Genomic DNA, 25,987 nt, shown 5'->3' with positions numbered 1-25,987 from the left:
ACAACTTCCACTGAAACAGATGAGACATCCGCATCAACCACAGTAATGGAGATTACGCCGGATAGCCATGTGGCGAAGAAATACCGCGTGCTCATCGCTGATGATGAACCGATCATTCGTGAGGGGATTCGAGATGCCATTGACTGGACAACGCTTGGGATGGAGGTTGTTGGTGAAGCGGAAGATGGCGAGGAAGCGCTGGAACGGGCGGCTGACTTGGGGGTGGATATTGTTCTCGTTGACATGAATATGCCATTCCTGAACGGAATCGAACTAATCCGTGCCCTTCAGCAGAAGTGCCCGGGCTGTCGTTACCTGATCATCTCGGGACATGATGAATTTGCATATGCGCAGGAGGCGGTTCGTCTTGGCGTAGAGGATTACATCTTAAAGCCTGTGCAAGCAGAACAATTACATGCTGCACTTGAGCGATTGCATCAGCGACTTACTGAAGAGCACCAGAGGACGGCATATGTACAACAGGCAGCTCATCAGATTGAACGTAATATCCCGTTGCTTCGCCAGCGATTTATGCTGGAATGGCTGGAGGGGCAGGCTGAGGGAAGAAATTTGACGGAGCAGCTTGTGTTTTTGCGGTTGCCCGCCGCCCCACCTGTGCAGGTCGGGGTCGTTCGCTGGCCCGCCGCTGAAGCTCGTCAGACGATACTGAGAGAGAATGATCGTCAGTTGTTTCTGTTTGCAGTGGAAAATATAATCAGTGAACTGCTGGGGGACCTGCCGCATGTCCTGTTTCGGGACGTAAGCGGGTTGATCGGCATGTGTCTGTGGCAGGAAGCTCCTGAAGAAATAGAGCCCCTTCTGGAACAGCAGATCAGTTCTTGCCTGAATATTGCCATTCATGCTCATGTGGAGACACATACAGGGACACTGGAAGAAACGCCGGATACGTACCGTCATTGCCGTGAACGGGTGTACGGGGAAGTGCAGTTGTCCCCTCTGGTTCGCCGTGCAAGACAACTTATTCACGAAGAGTATGCCGAGCGGGAACTGACCCTGGAATCGCTTGCTTCCCGTCTACAAGTATCTGCCGTATATCTTAGCCGTGTGCTGAAGAAAGAGCTGAATGATTCCTTTGTCACGCTTGTCACGCATGCTCGCATTCGCAAGGCGATACAGTTATTAGACTCAACAACACTGCCGATCCACACCATAGCTGAGCGTGTAGGTTATGATACCCAGCATTATTTCAGCACTGCATTTAAGAAAACAATGGGCATTTCGCCAGTGCAGTATCGAAAGAACGGGGGAACGGCTTATCATCCTTCCGCGAATTAAATATCGTATTACAGTTGTTCATTCAGACGTGTGATGAGTGAGATGGATATGTTCTACTTCGTGTGAAGCGAAGTGGAGCATGTCCTTTTTTTGTCTCTGGAATGGTATCTCATGGGTCACAATTGTACTTTAAGCGTTTCCATCAAAAGTTAAATTTTTATAAAAAAGGTTCAAAACGTGCAAAGACCTTGCGGCATCTCGAATGCTACCATTAGTCTCAGACAGGAACAGCAAGCAACAGGATGCACTACATGTATTGTAAGCGTTATCTTATAACTCATTCAGAACCGTATGACGTGAGGAAAGGGGAACTTCATATGAAAAAAGGAGCAATGCTCATCTTGTTTCTGGTGATGACTTTGATGCTCTCGGCCTGCAATCTGGCAGAGAGTGGTCCAGGCAGCAAGGAGAAGGGATATGTCGGTATATCGATGCCAACCAAATCATCAGAGCGATGGGTAGGCGACGGGGAGAACATGGTCCGTCTGTTTCAGGAGCAGGGGTACAAAACCGATCTTCAGTATGCTGAGGATGTGGTCGAAAATCAGATTTCACAGATTGAAAACATGATCACCAAAGGTGTGGATGTGATGGTCATCGCGTCCGTGGATGGCAACACATTAACGGATGTAATCAAGAAAGCGCATGACGAAGGGATACAAGTGATCTCGTATGATCGGCTCATTCGCAATACGCCTTATTTAACCTATTATGCCACGTTCGACAATTTTAAGGTGGGTGTGCTTCAAGCCTCCTACATCGAACAAAAGCTTGGGCTCAAGGATGGAAAAGGACCGTATAACATTGAGCTGTTTGGCGGCTCTCCTGATGATAATAACGCCTACTTCTTCTTCGACGGTGCGATGTCTGTCCTAAAGCCGTACATCGATTCTGGCAAACTGGTGGTACGCAGCAAGCAGATGACGATGGCCCAGATTGCGACCTTGCGCTGGGACGGGGCACTGGCCCAGTCACGGATGGATAACCTGCTGAGTGCTTATTACTCGGGTGATAATCTAGATGCAGTATTATCTCCTTATGATGGAATCAGTATTGGTATCATCTCATCCTTGAAAGGGATTGGTTACGGTACTTCGAACAAACCGCTGCCCGTTATTACAGGACAGGATGCCGAACTTGCCTCGATCAAGTCGATTGTGGCCGGGGAACAGACGCAGACGGTGTTCAAGGATACGCGGAAGCTAGCGGAGAAGACGGTAGAGATGGCCAATAGCATTTTGCAAGGAAAACAGGCGGAAGTTAATGATACAACATCATATAACAACGGTATTGAGGTTGTTCCGGCGTATCTCTTGGATCCCATCTCCGTGGATCGTACAAATGTGGAGCAAGATATCGTTGGTACCAAGTATTACACGAAGGAAGAAATCGGACTGAAATAATAAATGGAAGGAGCACATCCCATGGCCGGAATCATTCTGGAAATGAAAAACATCACCAAAACCTTTCCTGGCGTCAAAGCGCTGGAAAATGTCAATCTGAAAGTCCGTGAAGGCGAGATTCATTCCATATGTGGTGAAAATGGCGCAGGTAAATCTACGTTGATGAAGGTGTTGAGTGGTGTATATCCACATGGCACGTATGAAGGCGACATTTTATTTCAGGGCAAAAAGTGTGAGTTCAAGGATATTAAGCAGAGCGAGGATCTGGGGATCGTCATTATCCATCAGGAGTTGGCCCTGATTCCCTACCTTTCGATTGCGGAAAATATATATCTGGGCAATGAACGTGCCAACAGAGGCATTGTCAACTGGAAGGAAACTTTTGTAGGTACACGGGAACTGCTCTCGAAGGTGGGACTGAGCGAAAATCCAAACACGCTGGTATCCAGCATCGGGGTAGGCAAGCAGCAACTGGTCGAAATTGCGAAAGCGCTCTCCAAAAAGGTGCGGCTGCTTATTCTGGATGAGCCAACCGCTGCGTTGAACGAGGACGACAGTGAAAACCTGCTGCAATTGATGCTGGAATTCAAGAAACAAGGCATCGCCTGTATCCTGATCTCACACAAGCTGAATGAGGTATCCAAGGTATCTGATTCCGTGACCATTTTACGGGATGGCAAGACAATTGAGACATTGGATATGAAGAAGGAAAAAGTGACGGAGGACCGGATTATTAGCGGAATGGTAGGACGTGATCTCACCAGCCGTTATCCGGAGCGTCATGCGACCATTGGTGAAGTTATCCTTGAGGTAAAGGACTGGACGGTATATCACGAACATCATGCCGAGCGGAAAGTACTGGATCAGATCCATATGAATATCAGACGTGGTGAGATTGTAGGTATTGCCGGGCTGATGGGCGCTGGGCGTACCGAGCTTGCCATGAGTATCTTTGGCAAATCCTATGGCCGGAATATTTCGGGTCAACTCATTAAGAATGGTAAACCGATCCACAACAATACTGTCACAGAGGCTATTCAGAACGGGTTTGCTTATGTGACAGAAGACCGCAAGGAATACGGACTCATTCTGATGGATGACATCAAGCGCAATATTTCCTTAACGGGTCTGAGCAAGCTGACGCGAAACGCAGTAGTGAACGAGCGTGAAGAAGTACTGGTGGCGGAAAAGATGAAAAAAAGCATGAACATCAAAGCACCAAGTATTTTGCAGAAGACCGGTAATCTGAGTGGAGGCAACCAGCAAAAAGTGGTGCTCAGCAAATGGATTTTTGCCGGACCGGATATCCTTATCCTGGATGAACCTACCCGCGGTATTGATGTGGGAGCGAAATTCGAAATCTATACGATCATTCATCGGCTTGCTGCTGAAGGCAAGGGTGTACTGGTAATCTCATCCGAGCTTCCGGAGGTTCTTGGCCTGTGTGACCGGATCTATGTGATGAATGCCGGGCGAATCACCGGTGAAGTCAGCCGGGAACAAGCATCGCAGGAAACGTTGATGAGATATATGACCAAGTCTGGAGGCGGCAAGCATGGAAATGATAACAAAACTGTTCAAAAATAATATCCGTCAATACGGCATGATTATTGCCCTGGTAGTGATTATGCTCTTGTTCGAGGTACTTACAGGCGGGCTGTTGCTCAAGCCGATTAATATTACGAATTTGATTTTGCAGAACAGCTACATTCTGGTGCTGGCGATCGGAATGGTGCTGGTCATCATTACCGGGCATATTGACCTGTCTGTTGGTTCCATTGCAGCCTTTGTTGGTGCCGTTGCTGCGATTATGATGGTTGATTGGCAGCTTCCGGCTTGGCTTGCAGTCATCGCTTCCTTGTTGGTTGGGGCTTTGATCGGTGCATGGCAAGGCTTCTGGATCGCCTATGTGCGGATTCCGGCATTTATCGTGACGCTGGCAGGCATGTTGCTATTCCGCGGCTTAACGATGATTGTCCTGGAGGGGCAATCGATTTCTCCTTTCCCGGGTGGTTTCCAGAAAATAAGCTCGGGCTTCCTGGCGGACATTCAATTCTCAGGTTTCGGTCTGGTATCGATCATTGTGGGTCTTGTGCTCACCGTCTGGTACATTGTCAATGAACTGCGGGAACGCCGTTCCCAGCGAAAATATGGATTCGAGGTTGTGTCACAGGGACTGTTTTTGCTCAAGTTGATTGTGGTGGCTGTTGTGACAAATCTGTTTACGTTTGTACTCGCAAGTTATGCAGGTATTCCGAATATCCTGGTCCTGCTCTTTGTCCTGATCGTTGTGTACTCCTTCGTTATGAATCGTACTGTCATGGGACGGCATGTGTATGCGCTTGGAGGTAATGAGAAGGCCGCAGGTCTGTCTGGGGTCAAAACAAAAAAGGTAACCTTCTGGGTTTTCGTGAACATGGGTACACTTGCCGCAGTATCCGGGTTGATCTTCGCCGCACGTCTGAATGCGGCTACGCCAAGAGCGGGTACTAACTTCGAGCTGGATGCCATTGCGGCCTGCTTCATCGGTGGTGCTTCCGCTTCAGGGGGTATAGGTACCGTATTTGGTGCCATCATCGGTGGTTTGGTTATGGGTGTGCTGAATAACGGGATGTCCCTGATTGGTCTCGGTATTGACTGGCAACAGGGGATTAAGGGATTGGTACTGCTGCTCGCTGTAGCGTTTGATATCTATAATAAAAATAAAAGATCAGCGTAAAACTTGATAAAATGAAAAACAGACCTTGATCTCATCAGGATCAGGTCTGTTTTGTTGTACGCACAACTTATTTACATCAAGGCATCGAGGAAACGTGTGGCGATGCCAAAATAGATAAACAGGGACAAGATATCATTCAATGTGGTGATTAACGGGCCAGAGGCAACAGCCGGGTCGACTTTGAAACGACTAAGTAGAAGCGGGATGCATGTACCGGTCAGTGTACCAATGACAAGAGTGAGGAACAGAGATACCCCAATAATGGCGCCGAGTAACCAGTCCCCTTGCCAGAAATAAGCGATGACAGTAATCAGCAATCCACATACCAAGCCAATCATTATGCCTACCTTGATCTCCCGACCAATCAGTGCGAGTACGGTGGCTTTGTCGAGTTTGCGTCCGATTAATCCACGTACCACAACAGCCAGAGACTGCGTCCCTGTGTTCCCCGTCATACCCGCAATCATCGGCATGAAAAATGCCAGCGCTACAACCTGATTCAATGTATCTTCGAAAAAATCCACGATACTTCCTGAGATTAATCCAATCAATAGTAGCAAGATGAGCCAAGGAAGCCTGCGTCTGACGGCCACGAGTGGTTTGGTATCAAAGTCGATATCTTTACCGCCACCACCCATCTTGGCCAAATCTTCACTTGCTTCATTCATAATAATATCGATGACATCATCCATCTGAATGATACCGCATAATCTGTGATTTTCATCCACCACCGGAAGTGCAATGAACTCATAACGCTGTAGAAGCTGCGCTGCTTCTTCCTGGTCCATATCTACGGTTGCGTGGATCACCCGCCGGGTCATCAGTTCTTCAACCTGGGTCTTATCGTCAGCCAAGGCAAGGGATCGATAACTCACGACACCGACCAGTTTGCCTTCATTGTCGGTTACATAGAGATAACTGGAGGCTGAGATATGCATGGTACCTTGCGATTGTCGTAAGGCTTCCTTGGCTGTCTCATGAGCGAGCAGGGTCCGATATTGATCTGTCATGATGCGTCCTGCCGTCTCCGGCGGGTAATTAAGCACGGATCGGATAATGGCAGAGTGATCCAGGTTCATATTGGACAGCAATTCTTCTCTGCGTTTGGCAGGCAAATCGTGCATGAACCGAATCAGATCACTTTTGTCCATCTGCTGCATGACTTCAAGTGTTCGTTCCGGCCCAAGTCGTTCAAACAGTTGAATCTGTTCGTGCAGCTTCAGTGTCTCGGCGAGATCCGCCAGAGCATCGGGTTTGAACAGGAGCAGAAACCGATTGGTTTCTTCTTCAGGAAACTTTTTATATACGAGTGAGAGGTCGTAGGGATGCAGTTCTTTCACCAATGTATAGAAATCGGGAAGGTTCCGGGATTGCACATGTTGCACGAGTTGTTCGGTGATCTCCTCCACGGAGAAATCTTTCTTGGTATGAGGTCTGTTCATATCGACACTCCTTTCTATTCGGTCAGCTTCATATTTTTAAACGAAATGGGTTGGCGGTTAAACAAATGGAGAAAAAAGAGAATACCCAAAATGATATTGTAATCTTGCTCAAACATTCGATATGGGCTTACAAACAGCCGCTGCAAGGATATACTTGTTGTACAGCAACAGACGAGGAGGACATGCGCTAGTGGAAGTGGATATCAAAACACAATTGCTCAGCATGGTTGAGCCGGAGTATCAGAAATTCTCGGCTGCACTTATTCCCAATATCACGAATGTACTAGGTGTAAGGTTGCCAGCCTTACGAAAAATTGCCAAGCAACTTGCCGCCGGGGACTGGCGCACGTATCTGGAAACGGCAGAGGATGAATATTTTGAAGAAGTGATGTTGCAAGCAATGGTCATTGGACATGTCCAGGCTGATCTGGACGAACTGTTAAAGGCTATTGAAACATTTGTACCGAAGATTGACAACTGGTCGGTGTGTGATAGCTTCTGTGCGGGACTGAAATATACGAAGGTCCATTCGGAGTCCATGTGGGCGTTCTTACAGCCATATCTGAAATCAGATCAGGAATATGAGATTCGGTTTGGCGTGGTAATGCTGTTGAATTTTTATCTGAATGAGAGATATATTGATCAGGTTCTGACCGTATTGGATCAGATTAGTCACGAGGCGTATTATGTCAAAATGGCGGTTGCTTGGGCCATCTCAATGGCCTATGTGAAACAACCTGAGGTGACTATGCGTTATCTGAAGCATAATACCTTGGACGATTTTACGTATAATAAGGCACTTCAGAAAATCACGGAATCTTATCGCGTTGATCCAGAGAGCAAGCAGATCATCCGCAGTATGAAACGTAAGGTGAAGAAGCAGATTACCTCCTAGTTCTAGCATTAAGCATTCCACCAGGGAGAGGGCGGTAAACGAATGAGAAAAAAGTTGATGTACACCACGATGCAGTTGGACGGTCGTCCATGGGTACTGCTCGCTACGGAACAGGGTTTGTGCCGAGTGGTCATGCCCAACGAAACATTGGAGGATTGGAACGGCTGGATACAGAAAGTTGCACCTGGCGTGGAACTGGAAGAGAACGAGCATGCTCTGAAACAAACAGGTATGATGGACTGGTTGCAGTCGTATTTTGCAGGGGAAACGATGGCTTATACAGATACCATCCCACTGGACTTGATCGGAACGAACTTCCAACAGGAGGTATGGAGAGAGCTAGGGCGTGTGCCTTACGGTGAAATTCGGACCTATGGTGATATAGCTGCTGCGATTGGAAGACCATCGGCTGTGCGAGCGGTTGGTGCTGCAAATGGGGCCAATCCAATTCCGGTTTTGTTACCCTGCCACCGCATTATAGGGGCTAATCGTAAGCTGACCGGGTTCCGTGGAGGCCTGGAGATGAAGCGCAGACTGCTGGATATCGAACAGATTGAAGGCGTGACCGATGGAGGGCATGCGCGGTTCCATTTTTAATGGAAGAGGGGAACCAAGAAGATTAAGGCGATATGGACAGGGCAGGCACTTCATTGTGCCTTTTTTTTGCATGTATTGAGGTAGAGTAATGCAAACGTTCCGCATATGGAACACCAACGTTTTACGTATTTTTGCCCGGTGAAACCGTATGGTACCATGGATCATAGATCAATCGGTATCCGGGGGACGTAATGCCGGGTAAGAAAAGAGGGATGACATGATGAAGCAGGCTTATTGGTTAACAAACGTGACTGTGGAGCGGAGTTATATTTGGGAAGGGCAACAGGTGACGGGGACACGGACAAGCCCCGCTCATCTGCGGATTAAAGATGGAGTGATCGCGGAGATTGTGGAAGGAAACAACCCGCTGTCTAGCGATCTACCACAAGTAGATGGAAAGGGACTTCTGCTGCTGCCTTCGTTCGAGGAGGCACATATTCATCTGGATAAAACCTACTACGATGGGCCGTGGACAGCCGTTAAGCGTATCTCCAGTATTTTCGAACGTATTGAAGAAGAGAAGGTTCTGTTGCCCAAACTGCTACCAGATGCCCAGCGTCAAGCGGAAAGTATTCTGACCTTGATCCAGGGGTACGGCTCCACTGATGTACGTAGTCATTGCAATATTGAACCCGTCAGTGGCTTGAAAAGACTGGAAGCGACGCGGCAGGCTCTTGAATCATTTTCGGGCAAAATCTCTTCCGAGATCGTGGCTTTCCCGCAGCATGGACTTCTTCGCTCCCATTCAGTGGAGCTTATGGGCCAAGCGATGAAGGAAGGGGCAACACATGTGGGCGGACTTGATCCCCATACGGTGGACGAACAGATCGAGAAATCACTGAACGCCATGGTTGAACTGGCTGTTCAGCACCAGGCGGGCATCGATATTCATCTGCATGATGGCGGGCAGGCTGGCAAACAAACGCTGTTGGAACTCGCAAATCTGACCGAAGCAGCAGGGCTTCAGGGTAAAGTTACGGTAAGTCATGCGTTCTGGTTCGCCCACGCAGAGCAGCAGGAAGCAGAAGATATGGCGCAGCGAATGGCCTCGCTCGGAATGAGCATTGCTTCCACGGTGCCCATTGGCAGAATGATGATGCCTCTTCCCATGCTCCGCCGTATGGGCGTGGACGTGAAACTGGCCACAGACAGCCTGACAGATCATTGGTCTCCTTTTGGCAATGGGGATCTGCTTGAGAAAGCGGGACGATTCGCAGAACTGTACGGATATAGCGACGAACTGTCCTTGTCTCAATCTTTGGCATGGGTAACAGGCGGGATTACACCGCTGGATTCACAAGGGGAACAAGTCTGGCCGAAGGTAGGCGACACCGCGAGTTTTGTATTGGTGCATGCGAGTTGTTCGGCGGAAGCTGTTGCGCGGCGATCTGCGCGGCAGGCCGTATGGTACAAGGGGCAATTGGTCAGCGGATCAACAGCGGATTGAGGAAAATAGAGCGGGTGCAGCCACGGGAAACCGTGGTTTTTTGGCATGGGAGAAAAAGAGGAAAGAACTGTTCGCAACTACCACATTTTGGGTTATGATGGACGTAGTTAATGAAGGGAGTAATACAAATGAAGATTGAGTATGCAACGGAAGCTGACTACGACTATATCATTGAAAGAGATCGGCATATCCATCAGCCACTTGTGAAAACGAAGATTAGTGAGAAAGAAATATTCATCCTATGGGACGAGGACGAGGGATCAAGAGTTGGATGGATGAGGTACGGTTACTTTTGGGACAACCTTCCCTTCATGAATATGATCTGGATTGATGAACCCTATCGAAACGGCGGATATGGCAAAAAAGTGGTACATCACTGGGAAAATCTAATGAAGCAACAAGGCTTTGATACGGTGATGACTTCAACGCAATCAGACGAACATGCCCAACATTTCTATCGAAAGTTGGGGTATGTTGATGCAGGGGCTCTGTTGCTGGATACACAACCTTTGGAGATTATATTGATCAAGAAAATTTAGTAAGTAAGCTGTAAGGAGAGAGGATTGTGGATGTGAAAAAAGTAAGCCTACAACCTATAACCAAAGAAAATGAACTTGAGTGCATCCACCTTAAACCACGGGAAGATCAGCTGGATTTGGTCGCAAGCAATGCTGATTCATTGATCCATGCGACGAAGGAGATTACGTCCAAACCATACGGCATTTTGGCAGAGGATCAGATGGTCGGTTTTATTTTATTTGATAACGAGATCTACAATGACGGGTATTACTGGATTCTGCGCTTCATGATTGATGAGAAGTACCAGAGGAAGGGTTACGGCAAACTTGCCATTCAAGAAGTGGTTCGTATGTTGCAAGAGAGGAGTGACTGCCAGCAAATCAGGGTATCCCATGTTCCACATAACATTGCGGCAAATGCGCTGTATAAGCGTATCGGGTTTCAAGAAACGGGAGAGTTTGAAGACAACGGTGATATCATTTTAAATTATCAAGTGAGGTAACAGGGAGGGGAAGCTTGATGATAAGAGAGGCAGAAGCTAGAGATGCAGCGGTTATCGAAAGGTTATATACAGAATTATTGCCGAACAACTTAAACACGAAGGTACTGGCAGAGCGCATTGAAGAAGTTCGGAACAACCCAAACAGTTTTTTGTTTGTGTATGAAATAGGTGATCAGGTGATCGGCACGGCTCATTTACATATTTGTCTGGATGCTTTGGTGGAAAATAGACCATTGGGTGTAGTTGAGCGGGTTATTATTACGGAACATGTGCAGAGCAAGGGATATGGTTCTGAATTGATGAAATATGTGGAAGACATATGTGTACAGAAAAATTGTATGAAGGTGTTTCTTACGAGCGGATCATCCAGACATGAAGCACATCACTTTTATACGAAATTGGGGTACGACGGAGAATCCAGCAAGGCATTTAAAAAGTATCTATAACTTATAACATTCATCAAGGAAAAGGAAGTAGAAGCAAAGAAATGAAAGATAACAAACATCCAGTTCAAGATCTCCGACTCATCGTTACCTTGCTCGTGGCTACTTGTTGTTGTCTAGGTGTTGTGATGTATTTACGTGCCCAAACAGATACAAATATGTATCGATTTTTAAGTTGGGATATGTTCCTGGCATGGGTACCATTCATCATCTCATCCTGCATTAGATACATATTCAATAAGAAATTAACCACAACGAGCATGATATGTATGGGGCTGATATGTGGAGTATGGCTCTTTTTTCTGCCCAATGCGGCCTACCTTTTTACGGAGATTCTGCATTCATTCAGATATTTTGATGCTCAAGGGGAGGTTAGATTTTGGGTTAATATTGATTTTTGGTATGGACTCACCCTGACGTTTGCCGTAGCGATCATCGGATTGCTGCTCTCGACTTGTTCGATCATTCAAATCCACGGCATGTTAAACAAATTAGTAAATAAGTACATTAGCATGATGGTTGTCGGTGTTATTTTGCTATTGAGCAGTATAGGGGTCTACATTGGGAGATTTAATCGTTGGAATTCGTGGGATGTATTATCCCGGCCCGGGAAGATCTTTGTGGATCTTGTGAATGATTTTAATGCAGCGAACAGTATAATGGTTGAGTTTGTCGCCATTGTATTTACGGTTCAACTTTTTGGCTACGTTATCGTATCTTTGCTAACCGCAAGGTCGGGCAACTAATCTCCATTTGAAAGGATAAGGGTCTGAAGGACATGTTGGATTTCTTCGAACGTATGGAGACACAGCATGTGTTAATTCATGTTCACGGGGTGGCGTATAGAAAAATGATTTGATTGTTTACCGTTTAATTAGAATTGAGGAGGAATTACGTATGAGTTTAACAGAATGGTCCATAGATATACTTCAATATGATCTGTCGGATGAATATTCGATTCGCAGAGCTGATTTTGCCGAATGGGGATTATATTGCACGGTTTATTATGATATGCGTTATGTCGGATTTTTCAGGGAAGAAGAGTTCAGTTCTTCCAAGATCAGTGCCTACTGGATTTACAAGGGGGAAAGCAAAATAGGTGGCGTGAGAATGGAGCCTAACCGGATGTATCATTTGTTTTTTATCCCTCCATTCCAGCAGTGCTTTGATGTGTTGAAGCTTCTGAAGCATAAATTATTACAGTGGTCGGATCGCACGAAACGCATTCTGACCTTTGAGACTCTTCCAGACCAAGTTGATCTATACGCAAGAGCTGGATTCTGGCCAGTGGAGTTCAGATGTCGCTGGATGCAGCGGCCTACAGATCATTTTGAAATCGAATGGGACAGCAGGGTAACCGTGAAGAGTCCAGAGATTATTGAAAGTGAAACCGGCACTAGAACATATGTGAATGAAGATGAGATTGCTCAATGTGACCTGGAGAGTTTTGCAGGAAGTCTTGAAGCTACACGAAGAAAACATACCACGCTTGCAGATTTTATACCAAGCGATGACCCTAATTATACCAATGACATTCTGACCCAAGCGTCCACGCTAGTATACGACAAGGAAACGGGACAGCTTATTGCAAATTGTCGCTTGTGCTTGCAAGATAATCAGGCTGCTGTGTATAGCATAGGTGTTCGTCCGGCATATAGAGGAAGAGGGCTTGCTACACTGATGTTACAGAGAGCATTAAATGAACTTAAAGGTAAGTATCCCGTTCTACGATTGTATGTGATGCAAGGAAATGATGCGGAGTCCGTGTATCTGAATCTGGGCTTTATTCCGGGTGTGCAGGAGATTCAGACAATGTATATTCCTGAGGAGGAATCACAATGAAGGTTGCCATCTTAACCGATATTCATGGGAATTTTCCTGCGCTGCAAGCGGTATTGGCTGATATCGATTCCAGAGAAGACATTGAGCATACATTTTGCTTGGGGGATATGATCGGTATTGGCCCTTACTCCAATGAAGTGATCGAGATGTTGTACAGCCGCAAAAATATGATAGCAATTTCAGGGAATCACGAAGAGGCCGTATTGAGTTTGCTTCAAAATAAGGGTCCATTAGAAGGGCACAAAGGCATGGCCGAGCATCACGAATGGATTGGTCGGCATTTGAGTGCAGAATCGATCAAGAAAATTCAAGCTCTACCGAAATTCGTTGAAAAAGAGGTAGAAGGACATCGGTTCCTTTTGACTCACTATCATATGAACAACGACAAGTTGGATGTCATCGATAAAGAACCATCCAGGACCAAATTGGATGCAAGATATCAGGGGACGGCCCATGATTTGGTTTGTTTTGGTCATTATCATATTCTTCATTATTATAGGACAGATCAAAGAGTATATATGAATCCGGGCGCTCTAGGCTGTAACGATCTTGCCATAGCTAGATATGGCATTGTGGATCTCCAAGAGGGCAAAGTGGACGTTAAATTCATTGGCGTTCCATATGACAACAGGGAGTATCTGAAATCGTATGAACGGTTGAACGTTCCGGATCGGGCTTTTCTTTTGAAGGCATTCCATGGAAATCAGTTGGAGAGAGAGGATATAGACGGCAGTAAACGTTCATAGCAAGGTGCTGCTACTTTGGAAAGGAGAGATGTACATGGGAATGATCATTATGTTGGTAGTGTATCTGTTCCTCGGTATTTATGTTGTGAAAGTTGGAATAGATAACTCAAAAAATAGCCAGCACACCAAAGAAATATTATCAGAGTTAAGGGAAATTAAGGACCTGTTGAAAGAACGAGGGTAAAGAGGAGGGATGACTATGATTTACGATCTACAAGGTGAAGCCAACATGTCACCAGTTGTAGGGATGTTATTTTCTACTGTAACAGAAAATAGCCAAAGACTTAAATCAATTACAGAAGGTATGTCGCAAGAAGAGGTAGATTATAAAGGGGAAAAGAACCAGTTTAATAGTACGGCTCAATTAATACGACATATTACGTTCGTTGATTTCAATTGGGTTTATAGAATAAAGGGAGCTGTCCTTCCTCAGCCATTAATAGAGCAATATGGTCCCATGATCGATGAAAATAATAGACTTCCGCTGGTTCAAGGTGTGTCACGAGACACACTTATCTTTCAATATGATGGTGTACTAGCACTTCTGAATGAAACATGCACACACATAGTAGACTCTGATCTGGATCGAGTAGTTACTTTTGGACATAAGAACGAAAAGCAAGCTACGGTACGTTGGGGATTATGGCATATGGCTGACCATAACCGGTATCATCAAGCTCATATTAATCAGCTAAGAAAGTGGTTCCAAACACAAAATGATTGCTAACACATAGACAGGTCATTCTTCTAATGCCAGATCCGATGATATCACCACCTCCCCTCAGCGGTTGCTTCAGATCTGAAGTACACGAATAACAATATCCTGATCATGGTTACCAAAACCGGCACCATAGATTGTTAATCCACCTACGTTGGGGCTTTCCTCGTCAACTGTGAAACGAAGCGTCCAGAACGGTTCGTCTAGTTTGACATCTTTCAGAGTAATGTCTGACATCCGCTCACCATCCATATACGTACCGGAGGCATCAATGCGGATGGTCTTCAATAAACCATATTGATTCACATTGCGATGCCACCATTCCGGCGTATATTTGCCGCGTGCTGCTCTGCCAAAGTCGGCAGGGCTTGTCCACGTTCCAAGAGAAACACCATTGAAGGTAAAGCTAATATCCGAAGGCCAATGATCCCGTAAACCCGGAGCTTCAGACGCCAGTTCCATCGATATTTCAATAGCATCGGTTGTCTGGTCGGGAAGTACAAAGTTAGGTGTTTTATATTCTACATAACCTTTCCCAAACCACAGGATAGCGGCGTGTACCCGCTCAGGATCAAGGAAGTAACGTGGATCGTCCCAGACGCCGATTTCTTTCTCAAGTGTTCCTAGCCCACAGGTAGGGTGAATATCAAAAGCAGTGTAGTGTCCAACGGCTATCGTCTGTTCTCTGGTTCGTGAAGTTTGGCTTGCGGATGGCAGCTCGATCTCAATATGATTTTGCTTGAGGTAACATAATTTGTGCGTGCCTCCGTTGATCCGAACTCGTCTGCTCCCAATTAGACCCGCATCCTCCAGTTTGCGAATATGCATCGTGACAATGGAGGGGCTAAGCTCTAATACTGCGGCAATATCCTTCACATTCATTTCGCGATCTGCAATCATGTCCATGATTCTCCATCTGACTTCGCTTGCCAGCGCCTCATATAAAGGAAGGAACTGGGGCTCCCCATTTGCTTTGATCATCTGTACAACTCCCTACCCTCAATCTTCTAAAATCACATATGTATTAATTTAATAAAATTAGCTCCAAGATGCAAACCATATTCATTGCAAGTTTACGCCCGATGGTGTTTAATTTTTTTAGTTGTTACGAAGTTGAATTCTTATATTTATGAATTTGATGATAAGAGATGGAGTGGAGTAATGAAATACAATAACCCTGTTGTGAAAGGTTTTTATCCAGATCCTAGTGTGATTAAGGTGCACGATACATACTATATGGTGTGCAGTTCTTTTCAATATTTTCCGGGCGTACCGCTCTTTGAAAGCAAGGATTTGCTGAATTGGAAGCAGATTGGTCACTGCCTGACTCGTAAAAGCCAGTTTCAACTTGAGACGGTGAACAGCTCCGGGGGTGTATTTGCCCCAACCATCAGGCACAATAACGGGCGTTTTTATATGGTCACAACGAATGATACAACACATCAGAATTTCTATGTCTGGACGGACGATATCTACGGAGAATGGTCTGAGCCTATCTATGTGGATCAAGGCGGGATTGATCCCGATTTGTATTTTGAAGATGGTAAAACCTTGTTTATGAGTAATGGCGTGGATGATGAAGGCGTTGGCGGAATTGTCCAGTGTAAGCTTGAGATTGAAACTGGTCGCAAACTGACCTCGAGTCGTTCGATATGGAACGGAACAGGTGGACGATATCTGGAAAGCCCACATCTGTATAAAATAAACGGATACTACTACCTGCTTGCTGCTGAGGGCGGCACGGAGTATGGTCACATGGTTACGTATGCTCGGGGAACTTCTTCTTCGGGTCCGTTCGAAGCCTATGCGCACAATCCAGTTCTAACCAATCGCAATCTGGGCGGGTATGAGTTACAGGGTGTGGGTCATGGTGATCTGGTTCAGGATGATCTGGGGAACTGGTGGCTTTTCCACTTGGGATTCCGACAGATCGGCAGATGGGCTACGTACCATCATCTGGGCCGAGAAGTATTTCTGACTCCGATTACGTTTGGTGAAGACGGATGGTTTACAGCCGGACATGAAGGTACAACGCTGACGAGTTTTGAGACTAATCGTATTCCTGAAACGGTGATCCAGCAGGATAAGAAGAATTACACGTTTGCAAATACAGACTGGAACCTCGACTGGTGTTACCTTCGTCATCCAAATACAGAGCATTATCAGCTTGAATCAGATAAGCTTACGCTAACAGGAACCGATGTAACGCTGGACGTTCCGGCATCCCCAACGTTCATCGGGCTACGTCAAAAAGATTTTAATGCAACAATTTCAGTTGATGTCAGTCTGACGAGTGGAGAAGCCGGGATCACGATCTACATGGATGAGAATCATCATTATGAAGTGGCTATTCGTGGGCAACAGGACGGTTATAAGGTGATCGAGCGTCTAAATATCGGTGATATCAAATCGAGAGAACATGAAGTGGATCTGGGAAATAAACAGCATGCAACGCTGGTCATCCGGTCAAGTCAGGAACGTTACAGCTTCTTGCTTAAAGCAGATGGTGAAGAGATTCTGCTGGGCACGGCACAGACGAGATACCTATCATCGGAGGTGGCAGGAGGTTTTACAGGCGTACTTATTGGGTTATACGCGAGCGGGCAAAATGCTTCAGCTGAGTTTACAAATTTCAAGTGTGATTATCATTAAGAAGTTAAGGGAAGGGCCTATGGGTCCTTCTCTTTTTTACGTAAACAACATGATGCGACCCTTCATGACTATGTGGGGTTTTATATTAGTTTTAACAATGATGATGATAGATACTATTGTACGCCAGATGATGCCATCATATTTGGAAGAACAGGGGCAGATGGTGACCATTTTGCTTTTTTCACGTTCAACAGATTCATTAGTGATTTGGAAGAAGCGCCTATTATCTTTATTCAACCTACGGCATTTGGGAATCAAGTAACGTTAGTGGCCAGAAACCTTAAGGATTTTATAGCATTATTTATTAATCTTAAAGAAATTTATGTGTTGGAAAGATTTCGGTTTTATAAGAACAAATTAGATTTTATGAACGACTATAACGATAATTATATGGAAGATATAAAGATGCGAGAGAGTGATAATCAATTAATTATTGAACTGTTAAAAGAGAATATTAAAGGGATAACAGAAATTGATGATGTGTACGAATATATGATTGAATCCCAAAACCAAATAGAACTAGGGATAAACAATGATGATTTTGCATGATCTCTATATGGCATCACTAAATAATCTACATGTAACAAAAGGTTAAAAGAACGTGTTATTTAATTATATAGTTTGATTGGATAACCAAGGAGGAGTTGTATGGAGGATCAATGGAGAATTGCAAAGTATGACCCGGCATGGCATGATTTGTTTCTCGAAACGGGTTCGAAATTAAGAGAAGCGTTAGGAGAAAAGGCCGTGCGGATTGACCATGTTGGGTCCACTTCAATTGTTGGAATAGACGCCAAACCTATCATAGATATACAAATATCTGTTTCTAATTATGAGAATCTGTTGGACTACAAACGTGAGATCGAAACAGTCGGATTTGTATTCAGAGCAGAAAATCCCGATAAGACTAAACGTTACTTTCGTGAAGTACCCGGAAGCAGAAGGATACATATACACGTTAGACAGGTAGGCAGTTTCTCCGAGCAGATGACCTTGCTGTTCAGAGACTATTTAAGAGAACACCCAGAAGATTGTTTGAACTATGCGGAAGAAAAGCACAGACTCATGTCACTGTATAAAGATGAGCGTCCCAAATATGTTGAAGGAAAAGGACCAATGGTGTGGAGTATATTACAGAGAGCACATCGTTGGTCTCAAGAAATCGGATGGCAGCCGGCAAAATCTGACGCATGAGCACATCCAATGAATAGAGATAACTGTATTGGAGTGATGAGATGAATATGGGAAGAAAGCTGATAACAACCGTTCTAACCATCATTGGTTTTACTTTGGCTGCAAGTCTCATATCGATGAATGAATCCTACAGTTTTGATTTTTACATTCTTATTTATCTGGTATACGCGACTCCCTTGATCGTATTGATCGGGCTACCTTTATCGATATTGGTGGACTATCTGCTAAGCCGAATTCAATTCGACAATCATGTATTGTATCTAAGTACGAGGCTATTGAGTTATGCATGTGCTGGAGTTTTAGGTATGTATATTTATTATCTGGTCATGGGCGCAGGAGAAGCAATCTTGGATTTCAAAGAGACGTTAGTTCTGACCTTATTTGGCGTTCTTGCCGCTGTCCTATTTGTATTGATTGATAAGGGATTGGAAGTTTTGTTAAAAAAGCAAAGAAGAAAGAGTTGAATTAAATGGATTTGTCAGGAGGAAAGCAAAATGACAACGCATTGTGCACTTCTAATTATTGACGTACAGGTAGCGATGTTTGATGAAGCAGATCCCGTATATCAAGGAGAACGATTGCTTCAGAAGATCCGGATGTTAATTGCCAAGGCACGTGAAGCAGGGCATTCCATCATATATATCCAGCACTGCGAAGGGGGAGGCAGTCCACTGGAACGAGGAACTTCAGGGTGGGCCATTCATCCGTCCATCACACCGATTGCTGGTGACCTCGTGATCGAAAAGGAGACACCGGATTCATTTCACGAAACCAATCTGCATCTGAAATTGCAAGAAGATGGCGTGACGGAGTTGATTCTTGCGGGTATGCAGACCGAGGTATGTGTAGACACGACTTGCCGCAGAGCGTACAGTCTGGGTTACACGGTCAATCTGGTTCAAGATGCGCACAGCACATGGAATTCAAAGACGCTTCAAGCGGAGCAGATTATTGAACATCACAATACGGTACTGAGACTGTTTGCCAACGTGGTGGATACGGAGAATGCGCTGTAATGCTAGGAAAACGTAGGCGATTCTGGTTTTTCATAGGTGCGGCAATCATGTTTCTGTATTTTCTAATCACGAATAACCCTGATCCAAATAAGCCGATTTCGAGAAATCAAGTGATAAGCACAGAGATGAGCATAGTCGTGTACACCAGGACAGGCGACGGTGGAGCACACGTTCGGAAACAGATTATTGTATCCAGAAAAAGCAGATTTAATAGAGATTCGAAATATATACTTGATCAAAAGGACTTAAGAGACTTTATGGATCAAAAGTTGGAAGGGACGTATTTTGGTGAAGATACCGTTAGTGTTGAATAAGGGGGAGATGTATTGACGATTAACAAAAGAATAATGAATCTATCAGCCTGGCTTGCTGTATTAGCCATCCTATGTATTCCTGGAACTTTACATACTGAAGATGGACCGCTCCGAACAGAGTATGGTTTCCCGATCCGATTCTTTACGGATTATCATTATGCCAACTCGGACGGAACAATCTGGTTTATATCTGGCATCCATTTAAACGTACTTCTATATTTGTTCAATGTCCTGTTTATTTATGCAGGTATTCATGTAATCTTGTATATAAAAAAGAAATTAACTAAATAAATTCAACAGAATATTTACACGAAACGAAGAGGACAGAAAAAACCTGAAGAAGCGAAGTGTTCGCCTTTATCCCCGGAGTTTCCCATTATAAAATGAATCAAAAAAATCTGGGGATAACAGCGATCGGAAGGTTGTTCTGTCATCGGAGTGGTAAGTGTAAATATTCGGAGGATACCTTTGCCAATACAGAATTGATCAAATCTCTATGAAAAACATCGATAAAGGGGAATATACCAATGGAAACATTCTTTCGTTATAACTGGATGGTGCGTGAGCAATGGTATGTATGGTGTGAAGATGTACCGCTTGAAGAATTGCTTCGGCCTCGCACGGGCGGAGTAGGCAACATATTACAAACATTATTTCATATCATTGATGTAGAGTGGAGCTGGCTTCAGTTGCTTCAGGGCAAACCGGATGATGCAGAAGATTTTGCAAACTACCAGAATCTTGAGGCGGTAAGGCGACTCGATCGCAAGTTACGTCCTGATGTAGAGGCATTTGTTACAGCCTGGGATTCGAGTATGGAAAAAAGAGCTTATATCGATCATCGCTCAGCTGGCAAGGCCAGTACAGATTCATGGGGAGAAGTTATGCGACATGTGATCGCCCATGAGATTCACCATATGGGACAGCTGTCGGTATGGGCCAGAGAATTGGGCAAGCAGCCGGTATCCGCTAATGTCATTGGCAAAGGCCTGATTATACCTGACTAACCAGGAGAGGCGTTCATAACATGGAAGAAGGGGAAACGATGATAATTCAACTTAGCCAGATGAATTGGATAGAACTGGATGAACGTATCCAGCAGGTGATTGAACAGGAGGTTCAGATCATTCCCTTGCCACCTGGACTGGAAGCAAGTGTGATGAGAATTGAAATGGAAGATCAGCGGTACGTATTGAAAGTCTGGGACAAGGATTCCAAACCGGATATCGCCAAACAATATCGATTATTGTCCAAGCTTTATCAAAGTGGAATTCGTGTTTCCAAACCCTACGGTTGGGGATTAGACGAGCAAGGGAATCAAGTGCTGTTAACGAGCTATGATGGAAAGCCGATTACCCAATTAACACAAACCAAACTGACACATTTGGTTGAGCGATTAATGGAGGTCCATCGTTATCCGGTGAATGAAGTGAGTGCTGTAGAAGATGAAGAATACATATTCAGGTACGATTTTGTTCAATACTTTTTTCCTCAAATTGAATTACATGACGATATAAATGATCTTCTGGCACAGTTGATTCAGCAGGTCCAGATCAGACAGGACCGTTTGATTCATGGCGATTATAATCTGGGAAACATTCTTGAGATGGACGACCATTACACCATCATCGATTGGACTAATGGGCAGTATGGTGATCCAAGATACGATATGGCATGGTCTGTGTTTCTGATCACCATCTATAATGGGGAAAGTTACGGCGAGATGTATCACGCTCAATTTGCACGTTCTGCAAGTTATACGTACACGTTGGAGGAGGAGCAGGTTTTTGGAGCAATAGCTTGTCTGCGCTGGATTCTGTTAAGACGCGTTGGGGATGTACCCATGGGACCAGATGTAATGAAAAGGGTTCACAGTATGGCTATCCATAATCCATATTTGAATGAACACCTGCTGTAATCGTAATACGGGGATACACAATGAGACAGTATACGATTAAGTAATAGCAAGACCACTTTTTTCAAATAAAATAAACAGCCAGTCCTAAACTAGCGATCCTCGCATACCTATGATAGTAGAGGAGCGTGATCGATATGGAGCAGAAAGTACAAACTTACTTTGACCTGAAGCAGCAGCAAAAAGATATTGAGCAGCAGTTGTCTGTACTACGAGATGAGATTGTCGCGTATTGTGCAGAACAAGGGGTCTATGAGACGCAGGTTGGTGGTTACACCGTGAAAACAGTGCTTCAGAACCGGAAGGAATACGATGATCAGAAGCTGTATGCTTCTCTTCCAGACCCGGACATCTGGCGATTGTTGTCCAAGGTAGACAGTCATAAGCTGAAAAGCCTGATCAAGCTGAACATTCTGTCCGAGGAGCAAATTAACCCGGCATGCACAGTGAAACAGTTGACCTTGTTACAGGTGGACAAGCTGTAACACTTCATACCCTCTTTGGTACATGAGTTGAATTTAACTGAACATCCGATCACAAAACACCTTCCGAGAAATGTTCTGTTGCGATGAGCAGTGGAACAGACGTGGAGGTGTTTTTGTTGTGCGAACAGGGCCCAGGATCATAAATAGTTAAATATGAGGGGGAAGAAGTATAATTTGTTCATTGTAAGCGTATTCAACAAACGATATGATGGATAAAAAATGGCAGGGAGGAATTGTAAATGCCAACTGAAATTCCATCACTACATGCTGCGTACGCTAATACGTTCAAAATAGGTGCTGCTGTACATACCAGAATGTTGCAGTCCGAAGGGGATTTCATCGCCAAACACTTCAATAGCATCACGGCTGAAAATCAGATGAAATTTGAAGAAATTCACCCGGAAGAGGATCGTTATAATTTTGAGGCGGCGGATAAAATGGTTGATTTTGCTGTTGCCCAAGGGATTGGGGTTCGCGGACATACTTTGGTCTGGCATAATCAAACATCGAAATGGGTCTTTGAGGATACCTCAGGTGCCCCTGCTTCCAGAGAGCTGCTATTATCTCGCTTGAAGCAACATATTGATACAGTAGTAGGTCGGTATAAGGGGCAAATATATGCGTGGGATGTCGTCAATGAAGCTGTTGAAGATAAGACTGACCTGTTCATGCGGGATACGAAGTGGTTAGAGCTGGTGGGGGAAGATTATCTGCTGCAAGCGTTCAGTATGGCTCATGAAGCTGATCCAAATGCGCTTCTTTTCTATAATGACTACAATGAGACAGATCCGGTCAAACGGGAGAAGATCTACAATCTGGTTCGGTCTTTGCTGGACAAGGGAGCGCCTGTACACGGGATTGGGTTGCAGGGGCATTGGAATATTCATGGTCCTTCGATTGAGGAGATCCGAATGGCTATTGAGCGTTATGCTTCACTGGATGTACAGTTACATGTTACGGAGCTGGATATGTCGGTGTTTCGTTATGAGGATCGTCGAACGGACCTCACCGCGCCAACTTCGGAGATGGCTGAGTTACAGGAGCGTCGATATGAAGAAATCTTTAATTTGTTCCGTGAGTATAAATCATCCATTACCTCTGTGACATTCTGGGGAGTGGCCGATAATTATACTTGGCTTGACCATTTCCCGGTACGCGGACGCAAAAATTGGCCTTTTGTTTTTGATCAGCAGTTACAGCCAAAGGAATCATTTTGGCGTATCATTAACCCTATGTCCTGAACATCAGGGAAATGAAGAGAATCGGTCACGATGTGACCGATTTTTTGCTGTACTCCATATAGATTGTACACTACGGCTATCTCGTGCATGATTGAGGCGTTGATTTGTATGGAGGATGAAAATGTGGATTTAAATGGAAGTGTATGATAGGGTTGAAGAAATGGTGAACCAAATTCTTTCCTGAAATGAGATGAGAAGATGGATTACATCCGAAACTATTTAATTACTTTTGCCGGAAATTTTACATTTAGTTATTATATTTTTGAAGAAGGTACTTTTGCCAAACCGCTGATGTTTGCTACATTGATGCTGTTGCTGATCATGACAATCGATTACATGAAGAGTAGAAACAAATATACATTGGATTAGGACATGTCCAAGTTTTTAAACGATCCTGGAGCATAGGGTCGTTTTTTTATTGTATATAGAACAGCTTCCATTTACATCAAGACCATTGTTCATTACACTTGATGAGTAGCACCTCATTAACTCAGTTTTCGTTACTCAATTCAGATCATCAGGAGGATATCATTATGCATCAATCCGCACATATTCAGGAAGCAAGAGATTACATATTAAACCGAATCCATACCAAACCTGCCGTAGGCATGATCCTGGGTTCCGGACTGGGAGCGCTCGCGGACGAGATTGAAAATGCGACCGTTATTCCGTATACAGATATTCCGTATTTCGCCCAATCGGAGGCTATTGGTCATGCCAATGAATTGGTTATTGGTGAACTGATGGGCAAAACGGTTGTAGCGATGAAAGGCCGCCTTCATTATTATGAAGGTTTTACACTAGACGAAGTGACTTTCCCCGTTCGGATCATGAAGGCGCTGGGTGTCGAGCAATTGCTTATCACCAATGCCTGCGGAGCCATCAACACAAGCTTTGAGCCGGGTCAACTGATGCTCATTACAGATCATATTAACCTGGTAGGCAATAACCCGTTGATGGGGCCGAATAACGCCGAACTGGGTGTTCGTTTCCCAGACGTATCAGAGGTATACAATCGCGAACTGCGCAGCATTGCTCTTAAGGTTGCAGAAGAGCAGAATGTTGGCCTGCAGCAAGGTGTCTATGCATGGTGGAGTGGCCCGGCATATGAGACACCAGCGGAGATTCGCATGATTCGTACGATGGGTGCGGATGCAGTGGGTATGTCCACAGTACCTGAAGCCATTGTTGCCATTCATGGCGGTATGAAGGTACTAGGCATTTCCTGTCTGACCAACATGGCCTGTGGTATTCTGGATCAGCCGTTAAGTCATGATGAAGTTATTGAAGTGGCTGCGCAAGTGAAAACAACCTTTATCGGACTTGTAAAAGGCATCTTGAAAGAGATCTAATCGCGAGATGAGATTTATCTAGGCCGTGATGGAATGGATAGGATAGAGTTTTCATCCAACCAAATCGAAACCACCAAAAAACGTATGTTTCACGAGCTGTTACTCGTGAGACATACGTTTTTTTTATTTTGCAGAACTATGAATCATCTGAGAATGATCGGCCATGATTGCTGGTGTGGACTCCCTGATGATGGGTTTGGTCACAATGTGTGAGACCTGATACGGCTGTGTCGGGCTATTAATCCGGGATAATAGCATCTCCGCAGTCTTAATGCCCATCTCATTGCTATAAATATGAACCGTCGTTAATGCTGGCTCAATAATTCGAGATTGAGGTGCATTATCGAATCCGCATATCGCAATATCCTGTGGCACAGCGACATTTCTATCTTTTAACGCCCTGATCAGATCAACTGCTATAAAGTCATTAGCGCATACGTAGGCGGAAGGTAGGGATGCCAGTTCTGCCACTCGCTGGTTCAACCATCCTGGCTTGGAGAAACACAGGCGATCATTGTCTACGATGCAATGGGACAGGTCGACCTGCAACCCCGCCTCCAGCATAGCACGGTGATATCCAACCCATCGTTCATTAAAGCTCTTGCAGTGATTGTAATCTCCAACGAATCCGATACTTGTGTAGCCGCTCTCAATTAATTTTGTGGTTAACTGGTAGATGCTATGTTCATTCTCCATGAGTAGCAAATCTGCTTGGAATTCGGGATAACATATGTTGGAAGCGCAATCGATAAAGATGGTGGGAATGCCCAGATCGGTAATCAGCTGTGTATATTCCAAATCAAATAATTCAATGCAAATAATGCCGTCTACTTTGGCTATATCAAAATTGTTGGGAAGTGTAAGTGTATCTTGATCGTCTTCACGCACGATATGAATCGAGAGATTGTATCCCTCCGCACTGATTCTTTTCTCCAGACCACTGATTAACAACGAACCAAAGTGAGATGTATTAGGCAGGTTTTCAGTTAACAGGGCGATATTGCCCGGAGCCTTGCTTAGAACATGCTCATTGTCCATATAGGCAAACTGTTTATATTTAAGTTCAATTGCTTTTTTAATTACACGATTTCGGGTCTCATCCGGGATGTTTCCGCTGTCATTTAATGCTTTGGAAGCTGTATTCCTGGAGATCCCCAAAGCATCAGCGATGTCTTGTATCGTGACTTTTTCCTTTGCCATCTAATGCTTCACCTCTAATCATCAATAGTCATCCATATTCTTCTCTAAG

General features: G+C 44.8%; 29 protein-coding genes. 26 read left to right on the top strand and 3 right to left on the bottom strand.

Going from position 1 to position 25,987, the window contains the following annotated elements; genetic code table 11:
* Positions 1-45: 45 nt before the first annotated feature.
* The 4 genes from MKY92_RS22695 to mmsB all read left to right on the top strand — a co-directional run bounded on the left by MKY92_RS22695 (position 46) and on the right by mmsB (position 5,418).
* Positions 46-1,296, top strand: coding sequence for a response regulator (locus MKY92_RS22695; protein ID WP_339301888.1), 1,251 nt, complete (start codon positions 46-48; stop codon positions 1,294-1,296).
* 317 nt (positions 1,297-1,613) lie between these two features.
* Positions 1,614-2,699, top strand: coding sequence for a multiple monosaccharide ABC transporter substrate-binding protein (gene chvE / locus MKY92_RS22690; RefSeq protein ID WP_339297737.1), 1,086 nt, complete (start codon positions 1,614-1,616; stop codon positions 2,697-2,699).
* A gap of 21 nt (positions 2,700-2,720) precedes the next feature.
* Positions 2,721-4,286, top strand: a complete 1,566-nt coding sequence (gene mmsA / locus MKY92_RS22685) for a multiple monosaccharide ABC transporter ATP-binding protein (protein ID WP_339301886.1) — start codon at positions 2,721-2,723, stop codon at positions 4,284-4,286.
* Positions 4,255-5,418 carry a multiple monosaccharide ABC transporter permease gene (gene mmsB, locus MKY92_RS22680; RefSeq protein ID WP_036674453.1) on the top strand — a complete coding sequence of 388 codons (1,164 nt, stop codon included), beginning with the start codon at positions 4,255-4,257 and terminating at the stop codon, positions 5,416-5,418. Before mmsA ends, mmsB begins: the two co-directional genes overlap by 32 nt.
* Before the next feature lie 71 nt (positions 5,419-5,489).
* On the opposite strand, the gene mgtE is transcribed toward mmsB, so the two are convergent.
* Positions 5,490-6,860: a magnesium transporter gene (gene mgtE / locus MKY92_RS22675; RefSeq protein ID WP_339297736.1), complete on the bottom strand. Its 1,371-nt coding sequence runs from the start codon at positions 6,858-6,860 to the stop codon at positions 5,490-5,492.
* A 190-nt stretch (positions 6,861-7,050) separates the two neighbouring features.
* Between mgtE and MKY92_RS22670 the strand changes: the two genes are divergently transcribed.
* From MKY92_RS22670 to MKY92_RS22620, 11 genes are all read left to right on the top strand, one after another.
* On the top strand, positions 7,051-7,755 hold the full coding sequence (locus tag MKY92_RS22670; protein WP_339301884.1) for a DNA alkylation repair protein: 705 nt from the start codon (positions 7,051-7,053) through the stop codon (positions 7,753-7,755).
* A gap of 42 nt (positions 7,756-7,797) precedes the next feature.
* On the top strand, positions 7,798-8,352 hold the full coding sequence (locus tag MKY92_RS22665) for a methylated-DNA--[protein]-cysteine S-methyltransferase (protein ID WP_339297735.1): 555 nt from the start codon (positions 7,798-7,800) through the stop codon (positions 8,350-8,352).
* Positions 8,353-8,572: 220 nt separating this feature from the next.
* The gene (locus MKY92_RS22660; protein WP_339301883.1) at positions 8,573-9,799 is read left to right on the top strand and encodes an amidohydrolase; all 1,227 of its coding nucleotides are present in this window, start codon (positions 8,573-8,575) and stop codon (positions 9,797-9,799) included.
* Positions 9,800-9,927: 128 nt separating this feature from the next.
* Entirely contained in the window at positions 9,928-10,338 is a 411-nt protein-coding gene (locus MKY92_RS22655) for a GNAT family N-acetyltransferase (protein WP_047843998.1), read from the top strand.
* Between the two features lie 26 nt (positions 10,339-10,364).
* Positions 10,365-10,820 (top strand): GNAT family N-acetyltransferase, encoded by a 456-nt coding sequence (locus tag MKY92_RS22650; RefSeq protein WP_339297734.1) that lies wholly within the window; start codon positions 10,365-10,367, stop codon positions 10,818-10,820.
* 17 nt (positions 10,821-10,837) lie between these two features.
* Positions 10,838-11,266 (top strand): GNAT family N-acetyltransferase, encoded by a 429-nt coding sequence (locus tag MKY92_RS22645; RefSeq protein WP_339297733.1) that lies wholly within the window; start codon positions 10,838-10,840, stop codon positions 11,264-11,266.
* A 41-nt stretch (positions 11,267-11,307) separates the two neighbouring features.
* Entirely contained in the window at positions 11,308-12,009 is a 702-nt protein-coding gene (locus MKY92_RS22640) for a DUF1361 domain-containing protein (RefSeq protein WP_339297732.1), read from the top strand.
* 151 nt (positions 12,010-12,160) lie between these two features.
* Positions 12,161-13,105, top strand: a complete 945-nt coding sequence (locus MKY92_RS22635; RefSeq protein ID WP_339297731.1) for a GNAT family N-acetyltransferase — start codon at positions 12,161-12,163, stop codon at positions 13,103-13,105.
* Entirely contained in the window at positions 13,102-13,851 is a 750-nt protein-coding gene (locus tag MKY92_RS22630) for a metallophosphoesterase family protein (RefSeq protein WP_339297730.1), read from the top strand. Before MKY92_RS22635 ends, MKY92_RS22630 begins: the two co-directional genes overlap by 4 nt.
* 34 nt (positions 13,852-13,885) lie before the next feature.
* Positions 13,886-14,035, top strand: coding sequence for a hypothetical protein (locus MKY92_RS22625; protein ID WP_165790026.1), 150 nt, complete (start codon positions 13,886-13,888; stop codon positions 14,033-14,035).
* Between the two features lie 15 nt (positions 14,036-14,050).
* Complete coding sequence (locus MKY92_RS22620; RefSeq protein ID WP_339297729.1) at positions 14,051-14,578, top strand: DinB family protein; 528 nt, start codon at positions 14,051-14,053, stop codon at positions 14,576-14,578.
* Between the two features lie 66 nt (positions 14,579-14,644).
* Here MKY92_RS22620 and MKY92_RS22615 read toward each other — a convergent pair whose 3' ends face one another.
* Complete coding sequence (locus MKY92_RS22615) at positions 14,645-15,550, bottom strand: ArsR family transcriptional regulator (RefSeq protein ID WP_339297728.1); 906 nt, start codon at positions 15,548-15,550, stop codon at positions 14,645-14,647.
* 180 nt (positions 15,551-15,730) lie between these two features.
* On the opposite strand from MKY92_RS22615, the gene MKY92_RS22610 reads away from it, so the two are divergent.
* The 11 genes from MKY92_RS22610 to MKY92_RS22560 all read left to right on the top strand — a co-directional run bounded on the left by MKY92_RS22610 (position 15,731) and on the right by MKY92_RS22560 (position 24,738).
* Complete coding sequence (locus MKY92_RS22610; RefSeq protein WP_339297727.1) at positions 15,731-17,221, top strand: glycoside hydrolase family 43 protein; 1,491 nt, start codon at positions 15,731-15,733, stop codon at positions 17,219-17,221.
* Between the two features lie 72 nt (positions 17,222-17,293).
* Positions 17,294-17,770 (top strand): hypothetical protein, encoded by a 477-nt coding sequence (locus MKY92_RS22605; RefSeq protein WP_339297726.1) that lies wholly within the window; start codon positions 17,294-17,296, stop codon positions 17,768-17,770.
* 99 nt (positions 17,771-17,869) lie between these two features.
* Positions 17,870-18,415 (top strand): GrpB family protein, encoded by a 546-nt coding sequence (locus tag MKY92_RS22600; RefSeq protein ID WP_339297725.1) that lies wholly within the window; start codon positions 17,870-17,872, stop codon positions 18,413-18,415.
* 41 nt (positions 18,416-18,456) lie between these two features.
* On the top strand, positions 18,457-18,879 hold the full coding sequence (locus MKY92_RS22595; RefSeq protein ID WP_339297724.1) for a hypothetical protein: 423 nt from the start codon (positions 18,457-18,459) through the stop codon (positions 18,877-18,879).
* 30 nt (positions 18,880-18,909) lie between these two features.
* Entirely contained in the window at positions 18,910-19,431 is a 522-nt protein-coding gene (locus MKY92_RS22590) for a cysteine hydrolase family protein (protein WP_339297723.1), read from the top strand.
* An 841-nt stretch (positions 19,432-20,272) separates the two neighbouring features.
* Positions 20,273-20,752, top strand: a complete 480-nt coding sequence (locus tag MKY92_RS22585) for a DinB family protein (RefSeq protein ID WP_315371695.1) — start codon at positions 20,273-20,275, stop codon at positions 20,750-20,752.
* A 59-nt stretch (positions 20,753-20,811) separates the two neighbouring features.
* On the top strand, positions 20,812-21,663 hold the full coding sequence (locus MKY92_RS22580; RefSeq protein ID WP_339297722.1) for an aminoglycoside phosphotransferase family protein: 852 nt from the start codon (positions 20,812-20,814) through the stop codon (positions 21,661-21,663).
* Positions 21,664-21,797: 134 nt separating this feature from the next.
* Positions 21,798-22,145 (top strand): hypothetical protein, encoded by a 348-nt coding sequence (locus MKY92_RS22575; protein ID WP_339297721.1) that lies wholly within the window; start codon positions 21,798-21,800, stop codon positions 22,143-22,145.
* Between the two features lie 239 nt (positions 22,146-22,384).
* The gene (locus MKY92_RS22570) at positions 22,385-23,386 is read left to right on the top strand and encodes an endo-1,4-beta-xylanase (RefSeq protein WP_339297720.1); all 1,002 of its coding nucleotides are present in this window, start codon (positions 22,385-22,387) and stop codon (positions 23,384-23,386) included.
* A gap of 198 nt (positions 23,387-23,584) precedes the next feature.
* The gene (locus MKY92_RS22565) at positions 23,585-23,755 is read left to right on the top strand and encodes a hypothetical protein (RefSeq protein ID WP_179088539.1); all 171 of its coding nucleotides are present in this window, start codon (positions 23,585-23,587) and stop codon (positions 23,753-23,755) included.
* 164 nt (positions 23,756-23,919) lie between these two features.
* Positions 23,920-24,738 carry a purine-nucleoside phosphorylase gene (locus MKY92_RS22560; RefSeq protein WP_339297719.1) on the top strand — a complete coding sequence of 273 codons (819 nt, stop codon included), beginning with the start codon at positions 23,920-23,922 and terminating at the stop codon, positions 24,736-24,738.
* A gap of 123 nt (positions 24,739-24,861) precedes the next feature.
* Here the strand turns inward: MKY92_RS22560 and MKY92_RS22555 are convergent, their stop codons facing one another.
* A complete protein-coding gene (locus MKY92_RS22555; protein WP_339297718.1) occupies positions 24,862-25,938 on the bottom strand; it encodes a LacI family DNA-binding transcriptional regulator in 1,077 nt (358 codons plus the stop codon).
* Between the last annotated feature and the right edge of the window lie 49 nt (positions 25,939-25,987).

The sequence above is a fragment of the Paenibacillus sp. FSL R5-0623 genome, assembly GCF_037974265.1.
Classification (GTDB): domain Bacteria; phylum Bacillota; class Bacilli; order Paenibacillales; family Paenibacillaceae; genus Paenibacillus.
This window is presented reverse-complemented; position numbering and strand designations above follow the sequence as displayed.

What these genes read in the sequence shown, in the direction of transcription:
- MKY92_RS22695 (WP_339301888.1), top strand. Translation starts at nt 46, where the DNA reads ATGGAGATTACGCCGGATAGCCATGTGGCGAAGAAATACCGCGTGCTC.
- chvE (WP_339297737.1), top strand. Translation starts at nt 1,614, where the DNA reads ATGAAAAAAGGAGCAATGCTCATCTTGTTTCTGGTGATGACTTTGATG.
- mmsA (WP_339301886.1), top strand. Translation starts at nt 2,721, where the DNA reads ATGGCCGGAATCATTCTGGAAATGAAAAACATCACCAAAACCTTTCCT.
- mmsB (WP_036674453.1), top strand. Translation starts at nt 4,255, where the DNA reads ATGGAAATGATAACAAAACTGTTCAAAAATAATATCCGTCAATACGGC.
- mgtE (WP_339297736.1), bottom strand. Translation starts at nt 6,860, where the DNA reads ATGAACAGACCTCATACCAAGAAAGATTTCTCCGTGGAGGAGATCACC.
- MKY92_RS22665 (WP_339297735.1), top strand. Translation starts at nt 7,798, where the DNA reads ATGAGAAAAAAGTTGATGTACACCACGATGCAGTTGGACGGTCGTCCA.
- MKY92_RS22660 (WP_339301883.1), top strand. Translation starts at nt 8,573, where the DNA reads ATGAAGCAGGCTTATTGGTTAACAAACGTGACTGTGGAGCGGAGTTAT.
- MKY92_RS22655 (WP_047843998.1), top strand. Translation starts at nt 9,928, where the DNA reads ATGAAGATTGAGTATGCAACGGAAGCTGACTACGACTATATCATTGAA.
- MKY92_RS22645 (WP_339297733.1), top strand. Translation starts at nt 10,838, where the DNA reads ATGATAAGAGAGGCAGAAGCTAGAGATGCAGCGGTTATCGAAAGGTTA.
- MKY92_RS22640 (WP_339297732.1), top strand. Translation starts at nt 11,308, where the DNA reads ATGAAAGATAACAAACATCCAGTTCAAGATCTCCGACTCATCGTTACC.
- MKY92_RS22635 (WP_339297731.1), top strand. Translation starts at nt 12,161, where the DNA reads ATGAGTTTAACAGAATGGTCCATAGATATACTTCAATATGATCTGTCG.
- MKY92_RS22630 (WP_339297730.1), top strand. Translation starts at nt 13,102, where the DNA reads ATGAAGGTTGCCATCTTAACCGATATTCATGGGAATTTTCCTGCGCTG.
- MKY92_RS22625 (WP_165790026.1), top strand. Translation starts at nt 13,886, where the DNA reads ATGGGAATGATCATTATGTTGGTAGTGTATCTGTTCCTCGGTATTTAT.
- MKY92_RS22620 (WP_339297729.1), top strand. Translation starts at nt 14,051, where the DNA reads ATGATTTACGATCTACAAGGTGAAGCCAACATGTCACCAGTTGTAGGG.
- MKY92_RS22615 (WP_339297728.1), bottom strand. Translation starts at nt 15,550, where the DNA reads ATGATCAAAGCAAATGGGGAGCCCCAGTTCCTTCCTTTATATGAGGCG.
- MKY92_RS22610 (WP_339297727.1), top strand. Translation starts at nt 15,731, where the DNA reads ATGAAATACAATAACCCTGTTGTGAAAGGTTTTTATCCAGATCCTAGT.
- MKY92_RS22600 (WP_339297725.1), top strand. Translation starts at nt 17,870, where the DNA reads ATGGAGGATCAATGGAGAATTGCAAAGTATGACCCGGCATGGCATGAT.
- MKY92_RS22595 (WP_339297724.1), top strand. Translation starts at nt 18,457, where the DNA reads ATGAATATGGGAAGAAAGCTGATAACAACCGTTCTAACCATCATTGGT.
- MKY92_RS22590 (WP_339297723.1), top strand. Translation starts at nt 18,910, where the DNA reads ATGACAACGCATTGTGCACTTCTAATTATTGACGTACAGGTAGCGATG.
- MKY92_RS22585 (WP_315371695.1), top strand. Translation starts at nt 20,273, where the DNA reads ATGGAAACATTCTTTCGTTATAACTGGATGGTGCGTGAGCAATGGTAT.
- MKY92_RS22580 (WP_339297722.1), top strand. Translation starts at nt 20,812, where the DNA reads ATGAATTGGATAGAACTGGATGAACGTATCCAGCAGGTGATTGAACAG.
- MKY92_RS22575 (WP_339297721.1), top strand. Translation starts at nt 21,798, where the DNA reads ATGGAGCAGAAAGTACAAACTTACTTTGACCTGAAGCAGCAGCAAAAA.
- MKY92_RS22570 (WP_339297720.1), top strand. Translation starts at nt 22,385, where the DNA reads ATGCCAACTGAAATTCCATCACTACATGCTGCGTACGCTAATACGTTC.
- MKY92_RS22565 (WP_179088539.1), top strand. Translation starts at nt 23,585, where the DNA reads ATGGATTACATCCGAAACTATTTAATTACTTTTGCCGGAAATTTTACA.
- MKY92_RS22560 (WP_339297719.1), top strand. Translation starts at nt 23,920, where the DNA reads ATGCATCAATCCGCACATATTCAGGAAGCAAGAGATTACATATTAAAC.
- MKY92_RS22555 (WP_339297718.1), bottom strand. Translation starts at nt 25,938, where the DNA reads ATGGCAAAGGAAAAAGTCACGATACAAGACATCGCTGATGCTTTGGGG.